Raw genomic sequence first — 19294 nt, forward strand, 5'->3', positions numbered from 1 at the left:
TATGGGTCCATCAGGACGTGGTGTTCACCAGAACTTGTGCCCTCGGCAGGAATACGCCGATCACCAGGACATGACGGCGCCCCGTTCTCGAGGATAGGACATCGCTCCGGCCCGACCGCTCCGGACGGAGCCTGGCCCTTCTCTTTCCCGCGCCATGGCACGGGCCCTGCGGAAGCCTCGGCCATGACCGCCCAACTGTCCCGAAATCCGACGCCCGTCGCGCCGGCGCTCCCTGCCGGGCGACCCGGTGTGGGACGCCGCATCGGAGAGTTGCATCGCACGCCCATGCGTCTCGTCGCCGGCGCGTGGGCGACCCACCGCACCGTGCTGATCGGTTACGGCCAGCTTCTGGCCGGGGCGGGTGGGCGCCTCGTGCTTCAGATGGTCTATTTCCTGGTTCTCGCCAACACCTTGAGCCTCGCCGAAATGGGGGTCTTCGCCTCCGTCTCGGCGGCGGGCGTGATGATCGGCTGTCTGGCGGGGTTCGGCTTCCAATCCTTCGTGATGCGGTCGGCCGCCGGAAGGCGTTCGTCGATGGGGGGATATCTCGCCGTCTACTATGCCTGTTTCGGACTCGCCCTGCCGATCATGTTCGGCCTCTCGCTGGCTCTCTACGCGTTTCTGTTCCGGGACGTGATCGCCCTGCCCGGCTACCTGGCGATCATCGTGGTCGAGGTGGCGCTGTGGCGCCAGATCGAGCTCCTGGTCCAGGTCAATAACGGGCTCGGCCGCTACGCCGCGGCGGCGACGGTGATGTCGCTTCCCATCGGCTTCCGCGCCGCCGCCGCCGTGGCGTTCTGGGCTGCGGGCGGCGGCAACGCCGAAACCTGGGCCGTCTACTATCTCGTCGGCAACGCGGTCTCGGTCGTCGTCCTCGCCATCCGCTTCCATCCGCGCACGCGGATGCGGTTCCGCGCGGCGCTGCTCAAGGGCCGGCTGCGCGACGGACTGCTCTTTGCCGCCTCCTATTTCATGTTCCTCGCTCAGGGCGAGATCGACAAACTCATCGTCCTGACGCTGGCCGGCGAGCGCATGGCGGGTATCTACGCGATCTCGATGCGGCTCATCGATTTCACGGGCGTGCCATTGCGGCCGATGTTCATGATGTATTCGCGTAAGCTCATCCAGGCCGGCCGCGCCACCCGGGCGAGCCTGCGCGAATCTCTGAAGGTGGAAGCGATGGTGGCGGTCGTCTCGACCGGCGCCCTCGTCTTCATGGTCGCGGTCCTGCACATCCGCCCCGACCTTCTCGGCCCTAACGTATCGGCGGCCTACGGCATGCTCGCCGTCATCGTCGCCGTGCCGGCGGTGCGCAATCTCCTGGAATTTCATGGCGAGTTGTTCTTCGCCTTCGGTCGGATGGGGTTGCGCGCGGGCGTCACCGCGACCCTCATCGCCCTCAAGGCTCTGGGCTTCGCCCTGCTTCTCACGGCGCTTCCCGATCCGGCGCAGTGGAGCCTGTGGCTGAACGCGATCTATGTCGCGATCTACGCGTTCTCCTTCTTTACCCTCTACGGTCTTTTGTGGCGGAACACGGCACCGTGATCGCGACATCGCATGACAGGCGCGGTCCGATGACGGAAGCCTTCACCCTTCCCGGCGCATCGGTCCCCCCCATGAAGGGCGGCGGATCGGAGGAGGTGCGCATGAAGGCCGAGACCGGAGATCGTGCCTTCGCAGCCGCGGAGCAGGGCCGGGCCGAGCAGGACCGAGCCGAGACGGTGGGCCTGATCACCCTCAGCCACCGGGGCGATCTGGAACGATGCGCCCTGCTGTTCGAGAGCATCGATCGGCACGCGGCGTCGCGCGGCTGCCATTACGTCCTCGTCGACGACAGGGACGTGGCGCTGTTTGCGCGCTTTGCCCGTCCCGACCGGCGGATCCTGCCGCAGTCGCAGTTCCTGCCCTGGTGGATCAGGCCGATCCCGTTCCTGCGTCGGCGCCGGCTCCGCTACTGGCTCACGCCGTTCGGCAAGCCGGTCAGCGGCTGGCACATCCAGCAGTTCGTCAAAATCGAGGCCACGCGCAGGCTGCCGGAGGCACGCTACTGCCTGATCGATTCCGACGTCTGCTTCTTCCGGGACTTCGACCTCGCCGCCTTGGCCGAGCCCAATCCGACGCCGTTCCACGTCCATCCCGGCGGTGTCGGAGCCAACCGGCCACGCCACATCCAATGGCTCGGCACCGCGAGCCGGCTCCTCGCCACCAAGCCGCAAAGCGTACCCGCCGACGATTACATCGACCAGATCATCATCTGGGACCAGGCAACGACACGGGCGATGACCGACCGGATCGAGGCGGTGACCGGCCGTGGCTGGGTCGCCGCCCTGTGCCGGGACCGTCACTTTTCAGAATACATGATCTACGGCACCTTCGTCACTAACACGCCCTCGGTCATGGCGCGGCATGCGGTGACGACGCAGAGCTTCTGCCGGACCCATTGGGACGACGACGCCCTGAGCGAGGCCGACATCCTGGCGATGCTGGACGTCGCCACGCCGACGGAGCGGGCCTTCTGCATCCAGTCCTTCGGATCGACGCCGCTCTCCACGATCCGCGCCAGTATCGACGCGTTCCGTGCCGAGGGTGGAGAAGAGCGTCCCAAGCTGCGGACGGAAGCGGCCTGAAGCCTCATTCCGCCCGCGCCTCGACTTGCTGAGGCATATCGCACGCCGAGGCAAATCCCTCGCGGGTGATGAATGATGAAGGGGACCGACAGGCGCGCTAATACGTTTCCCCGTGCCCGGTACTTGGAAAAGTAAGATTTGCCGTGTCATGTGCGAGAGCACGGTCGACGCACTTTCCGGAAGGCGGATTCTCTCCCATGCCCTCGCAGAAGTCTTCGCTTCCGTCTCGCCCCATCACGACGGAATAGAGACGGAGCATGAAGGCCACGGCACAGGACGACACCGCCTCCATGGCGGGGCAGGTCGGGCGGGAGGATCTCCACCAGGACACGGAGATGCCGGCGGGCGAGGCCGGGTTCAGCCTCGCGAAGGTCCACGAAATTCTCGAGGAACTGCTTCCGGCGGGCGAGGTCTCGGTCTACGAGGCCGGCGGCGGAGCATCCTCCTATCTTCCGGTCTCGGTGCTGCGCCGCTCCCGCGTGACCGTGGTCGATATCGACCCGACCCAGGTGAGCAACAACGCCTATGCCGATACGGTGATCTGCGGCGACGTCCAGACCCACCGTTTCACGCCCCTGACCTTCGACCTCGTGACGAGCTACAACGTCATCGAGCATCTGCCCGATGTCGGCGCGGCGATGGAGCGCTTCGCCGAATGCCTGAAGCCCGGCGGTCTCCTGCTGATCGGCGCACCGCATCCGCGGTCGCTCTCCGGCCTCGTGACGAAATATTCGCCGCATTGGTTCCACGTCTGGTTCTACCGCCATATCCGCGGTCACGAGCGGGCGGGCGAGCCGGGCGAACCTCCATTTCCAGTCCATTATCACCCGCTCGTCCTGCCGGCCCGGCTGAAGCCGTTCCTCGATCGCCTCGGGCTCGAGCCGATCTACGAACATGTCTACGAGAGCCCGCGCTATGCGGAGATGCGGATATGCCGTCCGCGCCTCGCCGCCTTCACCGACGGCGTGACCGATGTGGTGAACAGGGTGACGGGGCGGCGCTTCAACCTGCAGCGCGGTGATTATCACCTGGTGCTGCGCAAGCGGTCCGGGCATCCGACACCGCAATGACCCCCGACGCCATCCTCGATCGCGACGTGACCGAACTCAAGGCGCAGCTCTCCTTCCGGGCGCGGCTCTCCCATCGTCTGTCGCGGCATATCCCGTCCGCGCCCTTACTTCCCCGCCTGCCTGGCCCGATGGTGAGCGTCACGTTCGACGACGTGCCGGACAGTGCCTGCGAGACGGGCGCTGCCCTCCTCGACGACCATGGCGTGAAAGGCACGTTCTACGTCTCCCGCACCCTCCTCGGCACCGCCACCGAGCATTGGCGGGTCGCAGGGGCCGAGGCCTTGGCGGAGATCCATTGCCGCGGGCACGAAATCGGTTGCCATACTCATGATCACCGCCTCGTGCCCACCCTCGACGCACCGCGCTTCGCCGCGGATCTCCGGCGTAACCGGGATGCGCTCGCTTCCCTCGTGCCGGGACTGGTGCTGGAGAATTTCGCCTTTCCCTACGGCTATGCGTCGCTGGCCGCAAAGCGCGTGCTGAGCCGGACCTATGGATCCGGCCGCAGCATCATGCCGGGCCTGAATGCCGGACGCATCGACCGCTATTTCCTGCGCGCCAACCCGCTCTTCGACCGCTGCCTCGACGCCGTTCTCCTCGCGCGTCTGATGGACGAGGCGGTGGCCCGTAACGGCTGGGTGATCTTTTTCGGCCATGACGTGACCGAGGGGGCAAGCCCCTACGGCTGCTCCCCCGCCTTGCTCGAGGCCACTCTCCTGGCCGCGAACCGGCGCGGCATCCCGGTGGTCTCGATGGCGGAGGGGATAGCGCGGGCCCTTGGCATCGCTGGGGAACGGCGCCCCGTGGAAGAGGCATCCTGCCTTTCGGGCTAGACCTCGACGCAGCTCTCGAAGAACGGTCCACGCGACGCGTGAGCCCGCCCGCATCCGAGGCTTCTTGTCCTGTCCGGTGCCATGACGAAGGCGTGTCTTCAGGCGTCCCATCCAATTCCGGCGGGAGGTGTAAAGACGTGATTCATCATCGTTCCGCGTTGTTGCGCATTCGTTGAAGGCCGCCTGAGAATTTAATCTAATTTGGACTCGCAGTTGCTATTCCCTCGTGCATTCGGCCGCGCGCTCTACGGACTGTGCCGGCTCGGGACACGAACGGACCGAAGCGGGATCGTCACACCAGCAATCCCGGGGCGCGCCGGGGCTCGTGTCTTCTCGGAACTCCGTGATGGTGGGAGGCGATTGATGTTGGTCTACGACGATCCCCCTGCATCCGGCAGGCCCGGCCCGGTCGAGCCGGTACGCGACGGCTATCGCCTCTCCGTCGGGGGTGTCTTCTCGGCCTTGCGCCGACGCATCGTCTGGATCTTCGCCTGCGCGCTCGTCCTGGCCGGGATCGGCCTCGTCGGGGGAAAGCTGCTGAGCCCGCGCTACACCGCCGAGGCGCAGATCTATATCGACCCGCGCGACCTGAACCTCGTCTCCCGCGAACTGACCACCGGCGGCCAGGATTCCAACGCCTACCAGAGCGTGGTGGAGAGCCAGACCCGTCTCATCACCTCGAGCAGCGTGCTGCGCCGGGTCGTCGATGCCACCGGCCTCACCAGGGACGACGAATTCACGGCCGCGTCGGGCGGGATGGTCTCGAAGGTCGTCGCTGCCCTGGGGTTCGGAAGTCAGGATGCGCCTTCGGATGACGAGGGCGACGCGAATGCGGCGGTCGGGCTCCTGCAGCAGCGCATCTCCGTGCGCCGAACCGGGCGGACCTACGTGATCGACGTCTCGGTCTGGGCGCGGGATGCGGCGAAGGCTGCGCGCCTCGCCAACGCGGTGGTGGCCGCCTATCTCGCCGAGGATGCCGCCGCCCGGACGGAGGCCGCCAACCGCGCCAATTCCGGACTCACGGCGCGGCTCGGCGAATTGCGCACCGCGCTCAACGCCGCGGAGAATCGGGTTCAGGCCTATCGTGCCGAGACCGGGCTCGTCGGCACCCGCGACGCCCTCGTGAGCGATCAGCAGCTGACGCAGATCAACGCGCAGCTCGCCGCCGCCCGCGCTCGGGTGGTCGAGGCGCAGGCCCGCGTCGAACAGAGCCAGCGCATTACCCGCGCCGGGCTGGATGCCGGGGCGACGGACGATATCCTCTCCTCGCAGACCGTGGCTGCCCTGCGCAGCCAATACGCGGACCTCACCCGGCGTCAGGCCGAGCTTACCAACGAGCTCGGGCCGCGGCATCCTTCCGTCTCCTCCATGGTCAAGCAGGTCGCCCAGGCGCGCCGCTCCATCGATCAGGAGGTCTCCCGTTTCGCACAGGCGGCGCAGACCGACCTCGCCAAGGCGCGGGCTACCGCATCGGCCCTGGAGAAGAACTTCGATCAGGCCAAGGGCCGCACGGTCGGTCTCGCCCAGGCGTCGATCCGCCTGCGGGAACTCGAACGGGAGGCCGAGGCCAGCCGCTCGGTCTACGAAGCCTTCCTCACCCGCTCGCGCGAGACAGGCCAGCAGGCCTATCTCGACATGGGCAATGCCCGGGTCGTCTCTCCGGCGACGAAGCCGATCATGCGCAGCTTCCCGCCCCCGGCGCGGACGCTGATGGCGATGGGACTCCTGGCGGGGCTCGGCCTCGGCATTCTCCTCGCCCTGCTCGACGATTGGGCCCGGTTCGGCCGGTCGGACCCTGTCCGTGGGCCCAGGGTCGCTGAGCCCCCCATGGCGGTGAAGGCCGCCGCTCCGGCACGAGAGCCGGAGCCGGCTCCCAAGATGGCCCAGGCTTTCAAGCGGGCTCCCGTGTCGGAGCCGGTCCAAGCCTTCAATCCGGCGCAGGTTGCGGGCCCCGCCCCCGCCCCCGCTCCCATTCCCGCCCGGCCGCCCGAGCCGCGCCGCGAAACCGAGCCGCGCCGCGAAACCGAGCCGCGCCGCGAAACCGAGCCGCGCCGCGAATCCAAGCCGCGCCGCGAATCCAAGCTGGTCGAGATGCCCCGTTCGGCCGAGGCACCGATTCCGGCGGGTATTCCGAAGGATAGACGCATCCCGGTGAGCCCGCCCGCCTTCCGCGCGCCCGATCTGCCAGATCCGCGGCGGTCGGCGATGGCTTTCATCCGTGGCAACGCCAAGGACCCGGAGACCAGGCCGGCCATCGAGCCCCCCGTCCGAGTGGAGCCAAAGGGTCCGTCGGAGCCGGTACAGGTGCCTAGAACCGTCTCCCGTCCCGAGCCCGAGCAGGCCCCGAAGAAGCCTTTCGACAAACCCGATCCGGGACAACGTCCATCGGTCAAGCGTGCCTCTGCCGCATCGTTCAGCGTGTCCGGCGCTGCCGCGCTGATCGGAGGGGCACGATGACGACACCGTCTCCGGTTCTGCCCGAACCGGTTCCCCTGACCTCTCTCGGCGGCGTATCGATCGCGGCTCTGGGAATGCGGGAGACCGTGAATCTGATGACCGAGGCCGTGCGCCGTCATCCGCGCCCCGGAACGCCCCTCTACTTCACCTCGGCCAATGGCGAGGTGATGTCACGGCACGCACGCGACATTGAGTTCGCCCGGCTGATGGACATGGCGGATGTCATCAGCGCCGACGGACAGCCGATGGTGACCATGTCCCGCTTCGTCGGGGACCGGGCCCTGCCCGAACGGGTCGCCACCACCGACCTCTATCACGAGGTCGCCCGCAAGGCTCTGGCGGAAGGCGTGACCTTCTATCTCTATGGCGCCACCGAGAACGAGAACCGCGCGGCGGTGGCGACGACACAGCGCCTGTATCCAGGGCTGCGCATCGTCGGTCACCACCATGGCTACCTCGTGGGCGACGCGTTGGCCGCCAAGGTCGCCGAAATCGACGCCCTGGCGCCGGACATTCTCTGGATCGCCCTGGGGGTGCCGCGCGAGCAGGCCTTCGTGCGCGATCACGGTCCGCTTTTGCGGAACGTCGCCCTCATCAAGACGTCGGGCGGCCTGTTCAACTTTCTCTCCGGAAGCCGCAGCCGGGCACCGGCCTGGGTCCAGCGGATCGGTTTCGAATGGTTCTGGCGGTTGCTGCAGGAGCCCCGGCGCCTGTTCTGGCGCTACTTCCTCACCAATCCGCACTCGCTCTACCTCATGCTCACACGCAGCGGCGATCGCTGGCGGACGCGTCGAGACAAGGCGAGAGACAACCGGGCGAGTGACGGCCAAGCCGATCACGGCCAGACGATCGTCCGAACCGCGACCGATGACGGCGATCGTGTCGTGACACGGGTGAAGGGGGCCTGACCCCTTTCGAGGTTCACTGCTGGGCGAAGCCCGCGGCCATGTTCACCGCCAGAGCCAGGACGCTGGTGTTGAACAGGTAGGCGTAGATCGTCTGCGCCGTCACGATCCGGCGGAACGCCTTACTGGTGATGTCGGTATCGGAGGTCTGTGAGGTCGCCCCGATGGTGACGGAGAAGTAGAGGAAGTCCCAGAAATCCGGCTCCTCTCCGCCGGGAAAGTCGATTCCGCCACGGTTCCGACCCTCGTCGACCTCGCCGTAATAGAGATGGGCGTAATGCACGGTGAAGATCACCTGCACGAAGACCCAGGCGCAGAGCATCGTCATGATCGCCAGGGCAAGGTGGGCGAGGCGCGGCGCATCCGGCTCCCGTCCTCCGATCACCAGCATCGCCACGGCGCCGCAACTCGCGAGCCCCGCCAGGATGGCGAAGAGCGAGATCACCGGTGCGCTGTCGTCGAGCCGCGACGCTTCCCGGCGCAGGGCGTCCCGCGACAGGGACGAGGTCCGCCAGATGACGAGGGCGGTGTAGACGACGACGCCGACGCACCAGCCGACGAGGAGGCGCGTCCAGAGCGACGCGAAGGGCAGGGCCACCGACAGCACCACTGCGAACACGATCGCCCCGAGAAGCCGTGGGCGCAGCAGGAAGGCCTGGATGAGGTTCTGCATCGATGGGACTCGCGCTCCGGCACCCGGCTATAACGCCGGATCGCGCCAAGCGGTCATCGCATCCCCGTGAAGAGAGTTGCGCTCACCGAGGCCCGGCGGACGGCCTGGTATCACGCCTTGGGTGGGCGGCAGGCGGTGTCGCAGGAGGTCCCCGAGAACCGGGAGAACAGTTTGGCGAGATGAGGGCGCAGGGGCAGGAACCCGCGATAGGCGGCCTCGGCCAGGATCGGCATGCCGGGCAGACTCGCGAAGGCTGCGAGCCAGCCCCAGCCGGGCAACTCGCGCCAGAGCCGGATGAAGCCCGACGCCCCGGAGGCGAGACGGCCCTGATCGTCCCGGACGTGGAAACGTGCTTGCGCGGCTTCGCGGCTGAGATCGGGGCCGAGCGTGGCGGGGGCGTCGTCGCCGCTGACGTCGACGAAGGCGAGGCGTTCGGCCCCGCGACTACGCCGGTAGGTCCGGATCTCGGCGGAACAGAGCGGACAGGCCCCGTCGTAATAGACGGTCAGTGCGGCGGGTGGGGTCATGGTGGGCGGTACCGTCTCTCTTCATCGGCTCCGGAGAGGGAGGCCGTGTCCGGGGGCAACGCCGATACGAGCGAAACGGCCACACCCTCGATGGAAGCGGAGGTGTGGCCGTCTTTCGATGTGATGACGGAGGGGCACCCGTGTTCCGGGACGCCCCCCGCGCTTCAGCGGGCGGCGAAGGCCTTGAGCGCGGCCTTGCCGGCGTAACGGCCCTGCGCGCCGAGGCCTTCCTCGATGCGGATGAGCTGGTTGTACTTGGCCAATCTGTCCGAGCGGGCGAGCGAGCCGGTCTTGATCTGCCCGCAATTGGTGGCGACGGCGAGATCGGCGATGGTGGAATCCTCCGTCTCGCCCGAACGGTGGGACATCACGGCGGTGTAGCCGGCGCGCTGCGCCATATCGACGGCGGCCAGCGTCTCGGTGAGGGTGCCGATCTGGTTGACCTTCACGAGGATCGAGTTGGCAGTGTTCTCGGCGATGCCGCGCGACAGGCGGGTGACGTTGGTGACGAAGAGATCGTCGCCGACGAGCTGGCAGCGGTTGCCGACCTTCTCGGTCAGAAGCTTCCAGCCGGCCCAGTCGTCTTCCGACATCCCGTCCTCGATGGAGAGGATCGGGTAGGAATCCACGAGCTTGGCGAGGTAATCGACCTGGGCCTCGATCGAGCGGGTCTGGCCCTCGCCTTCGTAATGGTAGGCACCGTCCTTGAAGAACTCCGTGGCGGCGCAGTCCAGCGCCAGCACGATGTCGGTGCCGGGCTTGAAGCCGGCCGCGGCGATCGATTCCATCACGAAGTCGAGCCCGGCCTCGGCCGAGGGGAGGTTGGGAGCAAAACCGCCCTCGTCGCCGACATTGGTATTGTGACCGGCCTTCTTGAGGGCGCTCTTGAGGGTGTGGAACACTTCGGCGCCCATGCGGACGGCCTCGGCCAGCGAGGACGCACCCACCGGCATGATCATGAATTCCTGGAAGTCGATCGGGTTGTCGGCATGCGCGCCGCCGTTGATGATGTTCATCATCGGCACCGGCAGCACCCGCCCCTGGGTTCCGCCGACATAGCGGTAGAGCGGCAGGCCGGCGGTCTCGGCCGCTGCCTTGGCGACCGCCAGGGATACGCCGAGGATGGCGTTGGCACCCAGCCGAGCCTTGTTGGGGGTACCGTCGAGCTCGATCATCGCCTCGTCGACGGCGATCTGATCCTCGGCATCCATGCCGCCGATGGCGTCGAGGATATCGCCACGGACCGCGGCCACCGCCTTGCGCACGCCCTTGCCGCTGTAGCGACCCTTGTCACCGTCACGCAGCTCCACCGCCTCGTGGGCACCGGTGGAGGCGCCGGACGGCACGGCGGCTCGGCCGAAGGAGCCGTCTTCGAGGAGGACGTCCACTTCGACGGTCGGGTTGCCCCGGCTATCGAGGATCTCGCGGGCGGCGATGTTGGTGATCGCGGTCATGCGTGCCCCTGCTCTCAAGATGTTGCGGCCGGTATCCGGCCATGTCGTCATCGTCCCGCGGGCGTGCGCCGTCGGCGAGCGCGCCCTATGGACCGGTCTGATACAGGGCAGGCTTATCCGTCAACGTGCCGCATCCGGCAAGCGCCCCTCGCCGATGAAGCTCGCCGGTCGGTCAGAAATCTTTGCTTAGGTTACGAGACGTTCCGCTTCGCAAGTTGTGTCCCCCACTCCGCTCCTCCCGCCGAGATTGGGGCAGACCCTGCAGCTAGGAGACTAGGCCGTTGATTTCATGAAGCATTCCGGGGTTGAGGTTTCCCTGACACGCAGCCTGCGCTATAGCGGCGGACATGACCAACCCACCCTCCTCCGACGAATCCCTTCAGCTCGGCCAGCCGACCCCCCTGCCCGCCTCCCCCGAGACGGCGCGCCTGGACCGGGTGCCGAACCCCCATCCGGGAACGGATTATCTGGCGCGGTTCACCGCCCCCGAATTCACCTCGATCTGTCCCGTGACCGGCCAGCCCGATTTCGGCATCCTGATGATCGACTACGTGCCGGACCTTTGGCTCGTGGAATCCAAATCTCTGAAGCTCTATCTCGGCTCGTTTCGCAATCACGGCGCATTCCATGAGGATTGCACGGTCGGGATCGGCATGACGCTCGTCGATCTCCTCAAGCCCCGGTATTTCCGCATCGGTGGCTATTGGAATGCTCGGGGCGGTATCCCCATCGACGTGTTCTGGCAGACCGGCGAGCCGCCGAAAACGCTCTGGCTTCCGGACCAGGGGATCGCGCCCTATCGCGGGCGCGGCTGATCAGCTCGTAGCCCGTTTCGACGATCTTCCGGCTGTAGCGTGAACATCGTAGCAGCTTCTCACGCTGGCGTGGCATCGTAGCGGCCAAGAAAAAAGGCGGCCGGTCAAAACCGGCCGCCCTTCGAGAACGCGTGACTTAGCTCGGTTCAGTAGCCGTAGCCGTAGGCGGGGCGCCCATAGGCCGGACGGCCATAGCCATTGTTGTTGTAGGAATCGCGGGCGGCGCCGGCTGCGATGGCGCCAGCCGCCAAGCCAGCGATGCCAAGGCCGACGGCAGCGCCGGTCCCGATGCCACGGCGATGCCCGCCACCGTAGGCGTAGCCGCGATTGCCGTATCCACGGTTTCCGTAGCCACGATGACCGTAGCCGCCGTGGGCATAACCGCCATGGCCGCCGCGACCGTAGCCGTGACCATGTCCGGGACGGGCTTCCGCTGCCGTCCCGGCAGCCATGGCGCCGAGGGAAAGGGTGACGGCTGTGATCAGTGCGAACTTGCGCATGGAGCTCCTCAAATCGACGCTGTGCCTAAGCCAAAACAACGAAGTGTGGGCGGGTCGGTTCCATTGTCACGTCTGGTCGAACGATTCCGAGGGGCGTGACTCGGTCAGCCGCTCGACTTTGCCAAGCGATCGAAAGCCTGCAGGGTCTCCAGTAACGCCGGCATCGCCCGGAGAGGAACCATGTTGGGGCCGTCCGACGGGGCATGGTCCGGATCGGGATGGGTCTCGATGAACAGGCCAGCGACCCCCACCGCCACAGCGGCACGGGCCAGTACCGCCACGAACTCGCGTTGCCCGCCGGAGGTGGCACCCTGCCCGCCCGGCTGCTGCACCGAATGGGTCGCGTCGAACACGACGGGGGCACCGTGCGTCACCTGGGCCATGATCGGCAGGCTGCGCATGTCGGAGACGAGGGTGTTGTAGCCGAACGAGGCTCCCCGTTCGGTGACCAGCACGTTGGGATTACCGGCATTCGTGACCTTGGCGGCGACATGAGCCATGTCCCAGGGGGCGAGGAACTGGCCCTTCTTCACGTTCACCGCGCGGCCCGTGGCGGCGGCCGCCAGGAGCAGGTCGGTCTGCCGGCACAGGAAGGCTGGGATCTGGAGGACGTCGATGATCTCCGCAGCCGGTGCGCATTGCGACGCTTCGTGGACGTCGGTGAGGACTGGGAGACCGAACCTTTCCTTGATGTCGGCGAAGATCGGCAATGCCCCGGCAAGGCCAAGGCCGCGCGCGGTGGAGCCGGAGGTCCGGTTGGCCTTGTCGAACGAGCCCTTGAAGACGAGGCCGATCCCGAGACGGTCGGTCATGCCCTTGAGCGCGTCGGCAATTTCGATGGCGTGGTCGCGGCTCTCGAGCTGGCATGGGCCGGCAATGAGCGCGAAGGGCAGGTGGTTGGCGAAGGCGGTGGACCCCGCCATCACGACGGGACCGGCGGGTGAGCGAGCGGGTTCGGACATGGCGCCCGGTCTAGCCCGCCTGAGCCCCGTCGAAAAGGCCGGCGCGACGGCGAAGGATCGTCCGACGATGCCGTGTGAGCATGCAGCGCGTGAGATCGGGCGCCGGGCCGCCCAGGCCGAGGGTATCGGCGAGCCCCTGCCCGCTCGTCTCGCATCGCAGGGCCGCATTCCCCGCCTGTCCCGCCTGCGGCACCCCCGTGAGGCGAGACTCTCGATGGAGGGTGTGGGCCAGGGCCTCAACCTTTCCGGCCTTCGCACCCACCAGCCCTTCCGCCGCCAGGCCGATCAGGACGAAAAAGGCTCCGGCCGGCTCATGGTCGCGCGACCCGAACGCCATCCGCGTCGGCGCCCGGCAATCGAGGCTCATGCGATCGGCATCCCCGGCGCGGAACACAGCGAGAGACGCCTCGCGCCCGGCCAGAGACGCGCCGGTGGCCCGGATCATCCGCGCGGCGAGTCGATCGCAGGAATCGCCTGCTTTCGCCGGATCCGGTGTCGAGGACAAGGCGACGGCGGTCAGGAGGCAGGCGATGAATGAGAAGGATCGGGCTTTCATGGGCCCGATCCTAAAGCAGGCCGCCGCTCGAGCCCAACGATCTCAGCGTGGCGTTCCGATCGATCCCGTGACATCGGCGGGACAGGGCTCGTGGGCGTGCGAGCGAAGGACCCGGCGCACTCGCAACGGATAGGCGCCGGTCTCGTCTTCCACCGTGCCCACCAGCGCATCCGTCGTCAGGGTTCCGTGGAAGGCGACATGGCCTCGTTCGCCGCCGACCAGGAACGACAAGCCCTTGGTGTCGTCATCGAGGGTGAGGCTTTCGGCCTGCGCCGATTGGAATGGGGTTTCGTAAACCAGCACGTTGCCGGTGGGAGAACGCTTGAGCGTGATCCGCCGCCCTGCCCGCTCGCCACTTTCGGGCGTCGTGCAGAGATCCGCAAAAACGAAGGTGCCCGTGGCCCAGACCGGCTTCGCCGCCACCGACTTGGCATGGGCAGGCCCTGTCGGAGCGATCGTCGAGGAGAGAGCGACGAGGGGCAGGCCAGCCACCAGGATCCGCTTAAGAACAGGCATCGGATTCTCCCCCTTCCATGTTCGCAACAGCAGACCCGTAGCTTCGCTTCGTCATATCTCTGGATTGCGACAGGATCCGGCATCGGCGTGCGCGAAGGCACCTTCGTGACCGAGGCAAGATTCGGTCCTGTTGGCTGAGGGGACAGTCATGCGAAGAGCCGGCCCGAAGGAACGGGCCGGCTCTGGTCGAGACCTCGTCTGCGAAGAGGCCGGGGGCTCATCGCGCCCCCGGCTGAGTGTTCAGCCGGCCTTGTTGAGGGCCACGGCGACGAAGCGGGTCACGCCCTTGGTGCTCTTGACCCGCATCAGCACCGCCTTGCGGCCGCTGGCCTCGGCCGCCTTGATGCGCTCGGCGATCTCCGAGGGCTTCGAGACGCTGGAGCCGGCCACATCGAGGATGATATCGCCCTGCTCGATGCCCTTGGCCGCGGCCGGACCGTCGGGATCGACATCCATCACCGCGACGCCCTCGTCGCCGGCGCCGACCTGCGAGGCCGGGGCGAGGCTGAGGCCGAGGCGCGGCTGGCCGTCGCTCGACGAGCTGCTGCGGTTGTCGTTGCCTGCCTTCGGGTCGTTCGGCAGGGCGCCGAGCTCCACCGTGGCGGTGTCGGACTTGCCGCCGCGCAGATAGGCGAGCTCCACCTTGGCGCCGGGCTTCAGGCCGGCGATGCGGCGGGACAATTCGCGGGCATCGTTCACCGGTGCGCCATTGACCGATTCGATCACGTCGCCGGATTTGAGGCCGGCCTTAGCCGCCGGGGTGCCGGGTTCGGCGTGATCGACGAGGGCGCCCTTGGCCTTGTCGAGGCCGAGGCCGTCGGCGATGTCCTTCGTCACCGGCTGGACCTGCACGCCGAGATAGCCGCGGGCCACCTTGCCGTCCGCCCGGAGCTGGTCGACCACCGCCTGCACGGTCTCCGCCGGGATGGCGAAAGCGAGACCCACGCTGCCGCCCGAGGGGGAGGCGATGGCGGTGTTCACGCCCACCACTTCGCCGCCGACATTGAAGGTCGGGCCGCCGGAATTACCCTTGTTGATGGGCGCATCGATCTGCAGGAAGTCGTCATAGGGGCCGGCGCCGATATCGCGGCCACGGGCCGAGACGATGCCGGCGGTGACCGTACCGCCGAGGCCGAACGGGTTGCCGATGGCCACCACCCAATCGCCGACGCGGGGCGCGGTCTTGCCCAGCGAGACGTAGGGGAAAGTGCCGCCTTCGGTGATCTTGAGCAGCGCCAGATCGGTCTTGGGGTCCTTGCCGATGACCTTGGCGTCGAGGGTGCGGTTGTCGTCGAGCGTGACCTGCACGGTCTTGGCCTTGTCGACCACGTGATTGTTGGTGACGACGTAGCCATCGGCCGAGATGATGAAGCCCGAACCCATGGCGCCGCGCTGGCCCTGGCGCTTGGGCGAGGGACCGCCGAAGCCCTGGCCCTGGCCGGGTCCGCCCTGGCCGAAGCGCTTGAAGAACTCGCGCAGCTGCGGCGGAACCTGCTGGCCCTGGCCCTGCCCGGGGCCGTCATCGTCGTCCATGCCGGCGCTGTCGTCGAGCTTCACCTTCACGGCGACCACGCCGGGCTTCACCTTGTCTACCACGCTGGCGAAGGAGCCGGGCGGATGGTCCGGCACGTCGATGGGGTTCTTGGACAGGGCCTGGGCATAGGCCGGGGTGGAGGGCTGAGTCAGGCTGATGCCCGCGGCTCCCGTCGCAGCGATGGCGATGGCGGCGACGGAGGCGAGGGCGTTGCGGCGCAGGCGAGAGGTGGACGACGTCATGGACAGGTCTCTCCGGAAAGGTCGTGTCCCCGCTGAGCGGGGCCATGACCCTCCATGTAGAGACCTCAGCCTGACCCGGCCGTGTCGCCGAGATTACGGTTTGGACAGGTTGGGAGCCGGGAGCGCCCTCACCCCCGCCCGCCATCTCAGATCCAGCAGCAATCCCGCCGGGTGCGTGTCGAGGACGGGCGTGATCGGCAGGCCGGCGGCGTGGAGGAGGCGGGCGGCCCAGTGGTTGCAGACGTTGGCGGCGCTGAAGCGGCCCTGCCCTTCGTAGAACAGGCTCGGCCCGTAGAGGCCGGGACCGCCCTCGATGGGGACGTTGTCGGCGAGGCGGAAGCTCGCGTCGAGGCGGGCGAGCAGACGGGCGAGGCCGGCCTTCGAGACCCGGATGGGGACGATGTCCGAATGCGGGAAGCTCGTCCGGGTATCGTCTTCGAGGCCCACCACCTGGACGACGCCCTCGCGGCCGCCGGGGGTGAACAGGGCTTCGAGGGCGAGGCGCAGGTCGAACTGAGCCAGTGTCGGCGTCGCCCGGTAGAAGCGGGCCTCGCCCCAGCCGAACTCGATCCCCGGATAGGCCCGGAAGCGCGTGGCGATGCTCCGCAAAGCCGTGCCGGCGCCCTCCCCGGTGAGGGCCTCGCGTGGGATCACGAGCCCCGAATGCCAGCCGTGGCTGACGAGTTCGATGTTTTGTGAGTCGTCGTCGGGAGCGGGATAGAGCGCCGGGTCTCTGGAACTCGCTGTGACGATCGCGGCGAGGACGAGGAGAAACAACAGGCCGGCGAGGCCCTGGCCCAGCCGGCGCAGGATCACGCGTCGGACAACCGCGCCAGGGCCTCGCGGATCTTCTCCAGCCGTGCGGCTTCCGCGTCGCGGCGCTCGCGCTGCTCGTCCACCACCTCGTCGGGCGCGCGGGCGAGGAAGTCGGCATTGCCGAGCTTGGCCTCGATCTTTCCGATCTCGGAGGCCGCCTTCACCGCCTCCTTGTTCAGGCGGGCGACCTCGGCCTTGAGGTCGACGATGCCCTCCAGGGGCAGCGCCGCCACCGAGCCGCGCACCAGCAGCTGGACCGCGTTCTTCGGCGGGGTCTCGGCGAAGGAAATCTCCGATAAGCGGGCGAGGCGCAGGAGCGTGTCCTGCCACTGCGCTGCCCGCGCCAGCAGGGCCTCGTCGGCGCCGACGATGACCAGGGGAATCTGGGCACCGGCCGGCACGTTGGTCTCCGAACGGGCGGAGCGGATCTCGGAGACGAGGTCCACCACCCAGCCGATCTCGGCTTCGGCCCGAGCATCCGCCAGCCCCGACAGGTCGGGCCACGGCGCCAGCGCCAGGAGCCCACGCTCGGCGATGCCCTCGCCCTTGATCGCCCAGAGTTCCTCGGTGAGGAACGGCATGAACGGATGCAGCAGCTTGGCGATCTGGTCGATCAGGAACGCCACCGTGGCCTGCGTCTCGGCCTTGAGGCCGGCATCGACGCTCTCGCCTTGAAGCACCGGCTTGGCGAGTTCGAGATACCAATCACAAAAAATATTCCAGACGAAGCGGTAGGCGGCCGCCGCCGCGTCGTTGAAGCGGTAGGCGTCGAGCGCCGTCGACACCTCGGCCACGGCGCGCGCGGCCTCGCCCAGCGCCCAGCGGTTCAGGGTCTCGGTGGCGGCTTCCGGGCGGTAATCGGCGCGGAGCACGCAGCCGTTCATCTCGGCGAAGCGCGAGGCGTTCCAGAGCTTGGTCGCGAAGTTGCGGTAGCCTTCGACACGGTTCACCGCGAGCTTGATGTCCCTGCCCTGCGCGGCCATGGCGGCCAGGGTGAAGCGGAGGGCATCGGCGCCGTACTGGTCGATGAGGCCGAGCGGATCGACGACATTGCCCTTCGACTTCGACATCTTGGCGCCCGAGGCGTCGCGCACCAGGGTGTGGAGATAGACCGTATCGAACGGCACCCTGTCGGTGACGTGGAGGCCGAGCATCATCATCCGGGCGACCCAGAAGAAGATGATGTCCTTGCCAGTGACCAAGGTGTTGGTCGGATAGTAGCGGTCGAGCTCCGGCGTCGCGTCGGGCCAGCCGAGCGTCGAGAACGGCCACAGGGCTGAGGAGAACCACGTGTCGAGGACATCCTCGTCGCGACGCAGGGCCACGGCGCGGCCGTGCTTGGCCGTCGCCTGCTCCAGGGCTTCCGTCTCGCTGGAGGCCACGAAGATGCCGCCCTCGTCATCGTACCAGACCGGGATCTGGTGGCCCCACCAGAGCTGGCGCGAGATGCACCAGGGCTCGATATTCTCAAGCCACTGGAAGAAGGTCCGCTCGTAATTCTCCGGAACGAAACGGGTTTTCCCATCGCGCACGGCCTGTAGCGCACGCTCGGCCAGAGGCTTCACGTTCACGTACCACTGGTCGGTGAGGTAGGGCTCGATGACCACGTTCGAACGGTCGCCATGCGGGACCGCATGGGTGTTGGGCTCGGTGAGCCGCAGGCGCTCGCGCGCCTCCATCAGGGCGACGACGCGCTTCCGCGCCTCGAACCGGTCGAGGCCGTGCAGAGCCAGAGCCTCGGGCTCAGGGTTCGAGTCCTTCAGGAAAGCCGCGTTTCCGTCGAGGGTTATGCGCGCTTCCGGATCCAGGATGTTAATCGGCGTGCAGCCGGCTCGCTTGCCCACCTCGAAATCGTTGAAGTCGTGCGCCGGGGTAATCTTGACGGCGCCGGTGCCCTTCTCCGGGTCCGAATAGGTATCGGCGACGATGGGGATCAGACGGCCGACCAGCGGCAGGCGCACATGCTTGCCGACGAGATGCGTATAGCGCTCGTCGTCGGGATGGACCGCGACCGCCGTGTCGCCGAGCATGGTCTCGGGGCGGGTGGTGGCCACGGTGATGACCTCGCCGGTCTCGGAGCCCGCCTCGTCGACGATCGGATAATCGAAGTGCCAGAGATGGCCCTTCACCTCGACCTGCAGGACTTCGAGATCTGAGATCGCGGTCTGGAACTTCGGATCCCAGTTCACGAGGCGCTTGTCGCGGTAGATCAGCCCCTGAGCGTGGAGATCGACGAAGGTCTTGGTGACGGCGCGGACCATCTGGTCGTCGGGCTGGCCGGACAGGCCCATGGTGAAGCGCTCGCGCGACCAGTCGCAGGAGGCGCCCAGCCGCTTCAGCTGGTTGACGATGGCCCCGCCGGACTCGGCCTTCCAGGCCCAGACCTTCTCGACGAAGGCCTCGCGGCCGAGCTCCCGCCGGCCCGGCTGCTTCGCCTCGGCGAGGCGGCGCTCCACCACCATCTGGGTCGCGATGCCGGCATGGTCCGTGCCCGGCTGCCACAGCACGTCGCGCCCGCGCATGCGTTCGAAGCGGCAGAGGATGTCCTGCAGAGTGTTGTTGAGGGCGTGACCCATATGCAGGCTGCCGGTGACGTTCGGCGGCGGGATCACCATGGTGAAGGGCTTGGCGCCCGCGCGCTCCGGCCGTCCGGCCTTGAATGCGTCACCCGCCTCCCAGGCGGACGCGATGCGCGCCTCGACGGCGGCGGGATCGAAGGTCTTGTCCATCATGGGCTTGCGTCGGGCCAGTTCGTGCGAGGCGGCCGTCAGACCGCGTATTGGCCCGCTTTCACCCCGTCACGTCCT

17 protein-coding genes are annotated in these 19294 nt (G+C 67.6%); 7 read left to right on the plus strand and 10 right to left on the minus strand.

Annotation, left to right across the window (positions count from 1 at the left end):
• Positions 1-183: 183 nt before the first annotated feature.
• The 6 genes from ACYQOP_RS20385 (at position 184) to ACYQOP_RS20410 (ending at position 7895) form a co-directional block, all read left to right on the plus strand.
• Positions 184-1545 carry a lipopolysaccharide biosynthesis protein gene (locus tag ACYQOP_RS20385; RefSeq protein ID WP_056434104.1) on the plus strand — a complete coding sequence of 454 codons (1362 nt, stop codon included), beginning with the start codon at positions 184-186 and terminating at the stop codon, positions 1543-1545.
• A 29-nt stretch (positions 1546-1574) separates the two neighbouring features.
• A complete protein-coding gene (locus ACYQOP_RS20390; RefSeq protein ID WP_461223666.1) occupies positions 1575-2627 on the plus strand; it encodes a DUF6492 family protein in 1053 nt (350 codons plus the stop codon).
• A 257-nt stretch (positions 2628-2884) separates the two neighbouring features.
• Entirely contained in the window at positions 2885-3697 is an 813-nt protein-coding gene (locus tag ACYQOP_RS20395; RefSeq protein WP_207411333.1) for a class I SAM-dependent methyltransferase, read from the plus strand.
• Complete coding sequence (locus ACYQOP_RS20400; protein ID WP_461223667.1) at positions 3694-4530, plus strand: polysaccharide deacetylase family protein; 837 nt, start codon at positions 3694-3696, stop codon at positions 4528-4530. The genes ACYQOP_RS20395 and ACYQOP_RS20400 overlap by 4 nt, the downstream gene beginning before the upstream one ends.
• Before the next feature lie 363 nt (positions 4531-4893).
• Positions 4894-6987 (plus strand): GumC family protein, encoded by a 2094-nt coding sequence (locus tag ACYQOP_RS20405; RefSeq protein WP_461223668.1) that lies wholly within the window; start codon positions 4894-4896, stop codon positions 6985-6987.
• The gene (locus tag ACYQOP_RS20410) at positions 6984-7895 is read left to right on the plus strand and encodes a WecB/TagA/CpsF family glycosyltransferase (RefSeq protein ID WP_461223669.1); all 912 of its coding nucleotides are present in this window, start codon (positions 6984-6986) and stop codon (positions 7893-7895) included. Before ACYQOP_RS20405 ends, ACYQOP_RS20410 begins: the two co-directional genes overlap by 4 nt.
• 13 nt (positions 7896-7908) lie before the next feature.
• On the opposite strand, the gene ACYQOP_RS20415 is transcribed toward ACYQOP_RS20410, so the two are convergent.
• From ACYQOP_RS20415 to eno, 3 genes are all read right to left on the minus strand, one after another.
• On the minus strand, positions 7909-8565 hold the full coding sequence (locus ACYQOP_RS20415) for a DUF1345 domain-containing protein (RefSeq protein ID WP_461223670.1): 657 nt from the start codon (positions 8563-8565) through the stop codon (positions 7909-7911).
• 110 nt (positions 8566-8675) lie between these two features.
• Complete coding sequence (locus tag ACYQOP_RS20420; RefSeq protein WP_056434091.1) at positions 8676-9092, minus strand: thiol-disulfide oxidoreductase DCC family protein; 417 nt, start codon at positions 9090-9092, stop codon at positions 8676-8678.
• A gap of 164 nt (positions 9093-9256) precedes the next feature.
• Complete coding sequence (eno, locus tag ACYQOP_RS20425) at positions 9257-10546, minus strand: phosphopyruvate hydratase (RefSeq protein WP_311274460.1); 1290 nt, start codon at positions 10544-10546, stop codon at positions 9257-9259.
• 347 nt (positions 10547-10893) lie between these two features.
• Here eno and queF point away from each other — a divergent pair, with 347 nt between their 5' ends.
• Entirely contained in the window at positions 10894-11361 is a 468-nt protein-coding gene (queF, locus tag ACYQOP_RS20430; protein ID WP_056434087.1) for a preQ(1) synthase, read from the plus strand.
• A 146-nt stretch (positions 11362-11507) separates the two neighbouring features.
• Here the strand turns inward: queF and ACYQOP_RS20435 are convergent, their stop codons facing one another.
• From ACYQOP_RS20435 to ACYQOP_RS20465, 7 genes are all read right to left on the minus strand, one after another.
• A complete protein-coding gene (locus ACYQOP_RS20435) occupies positions 11508-11861 on the minus strand; it encodes a hypothetical protein (protein WP_461223671.1) in 354 nt (117 codons plus the stop codon).
• A 104-nt stretch (positions 11862-11965) separates the two neighbouring features.
• Complete coding sequence (kdsA, locus tag ACYQOP_RS20440; RefSeq protein WP_461223672.1) at positions 11966-12823, minus strand: 3-deoxy-8-phosphooctulonate synthase; 858 nt, start codon at positions 12821-12823, stop codon at positions 11966-11968.
• A gap of 10 nt (positions 12824-12833) precedes the next feature.
• Positions 12834-13379: a hypothetical protein gene (locus ACYQOP_RS20445; protein WP_461223673.1), complete on the minus strand. Its 546-nt coding sequence runs from the start codon at positions 13377-13379 to the stop codon at positions 12834-12836.
• Positions 13380-13421: 42 nt separating this feature from the next.
• Positions 13422-13895, minus strand: a complete 474-nt coding sequence (locus ACYQOP_RS20450; protein ID WP_461223674.1) for a hypothetical protein — start codon at positions 13893-13895, stop codon at positions 13422-13424.
• 240 nt (positions 13896-14135) lie between these two features.
• Positions 14136-15671, minus strand: coding sequence for a Do family serine endopeptidase (locus ACYQOP_RS20455; RefSeq protein ID WP_056434075.1), 1536 nt, complete (start codon positions 15669-15671; stop codon positions 14136-14138).
• Positions 15672-15764: 93 nt separating this feature from the next.
• Complete coding sequence (locus ACYQOP_RS20460; RefSeq protein ID WP_461223675.1) at positions 15765-16487, minus strand: DUF2459 domain-containing protein; 723 nt, start codon at positions 16485-16487, stop codon at positions 15765-15767.
• Positions 16484-19219: a valine--tRNA ligase gene (locus ACYQOP_RS20465; protein WP_461223676.1), complete on the minus strand. Its 2736-nt coding sequence runs from the start codon at positions 19217-19219 to the stop codon at positions 16484-16486. Before ACYQOP_RS20465 ends, ACYQOP_RS20460 begins: the two co-directional genes overlap by 4 nt.
• Positions 19220-19294: the final 75 nt, after the last annotated feature.

It is taken from the genome of Methylobacterium sp. CM6247 (assembly GCF_054817925.1).

Excerpts from the sequence above, each read along its gene's own strand:
- ACYQOP_RS20385 (WP_056434104.1), top strand. The coding sequence starts at position 184 with ATGACCGCCCAACTGTCCCGAAATCCGACGCCCGTCGCGCCGGCGCTC.
- ACYQOP_RS20390 (WP_461223666.1), top strand. The coding sequence starts at position 1,575 with ATGACGGAAGCCTTCACCCTTCCCGGCGCATCGGTCCCCCCCATGAAG.
- ACYQOP_RS20395 (WP_207411333.1), top strand. The coding sequence starts at position 2,885 with ATGAAGGCCACGGCACAGGACGACACCGCCTCCATGGCGGGGCAGGTC.
- ACYQOP_RS20400 (WP_461223667.1), top strand. The coding sequence starts at position 3,694 with ATGACCCCCGACGCCATCCTCGATCGCGACGTGACCGAACTCAAGGCG.
- ACYQOP_RS20405 (WP_461223668.1), top strand. The coding sequence starts at position 4,894 with ATGTTGGTCTACGACGATCCCCCTGCATCCGGCAGGCCCGGCCCGGTC.
- ACYQOP_RS20410 (WP_461223669.1), top strand. The coding sequence starts at position 6,984 with ATGACGACACCGTCTCCGGTTCTGCCCGAACCGGTTCCCCTGACCTCT.
- ACYQOP_RS20415 (WP_461223670.1), bottom strand. The coding sequence starts at position 8,565 with ATGCAGAACCTCATCCAGGCCTTCCTGCTGCGCCCACGGCTTCTCGGG.
- ACYQOP_RS20420 (WP_056434091.1), bottom strand. The coding sequence starts at position 9,092 with ATGACCCCACCCGCCGCACTGACCGTCTATTACGACGGGGCCTGTCCG.
- eno (WP_311274460.1), bottom strand. The coding sequence starts at position 10,546 with ATGACCGCGATCACCAACATCGCCGCCCGCGAGATCCTCGATAGCCGG.
- queF (WP_056434087.1), top strand. The coding sequence starts at position 10,894 with ATGACCAACCCACCCTCCTCCGACGAATCCCTTCAGCTCGGCCAGCCG.
- ACYQOP_RS20435 (WP_461223671.1), bottom strand. The coding sequence starts at position 11,861 with ATGCGCAAGTTCGCACTGATCACAGCCGTCACCCTTTCCCTCGGCGCC.
- kdsA (WP_461223672.1), bottom strand. The coding sequence starts at position 12,823 with ATGTCCGAACCCGCTCGCTCACCCGCCGGTCCCGTCGTGATGGCGGGG.
- ACYQOP_RS20445 (WP_461223673.1), bottom strand. The coding sequence starts at position 13,379 with ATGAAAGCCCGATCCTTCTCATTCATCGCCTGCCTCCTGACCGCCGTC.
- ACYQOP_RS20450 (WP_461223674.1), bottom strand. The coding sequence starts at position 13,895 with ATGCCTGTTCTTAAGCGGATCCTGGTGGCTGGCCTGCCCCTCGTCGCT.
- ACYQOP_RS20455 (WP_056434075.1), bottom strand. The coding sequence starts at position 15,671 with ATGACGTCGTCCACCTCTCGCCTGCGCCGCAACGCCCTCGCCTCCGTC.
- ACYQOP_RS20465 (WP_461223676.1), bottom strand. The coding sequence starts at position 19,219 with ATGATGGACAAGACCTTCGATCCCGCCGCCGTCGAGGCGCGCATCGCG.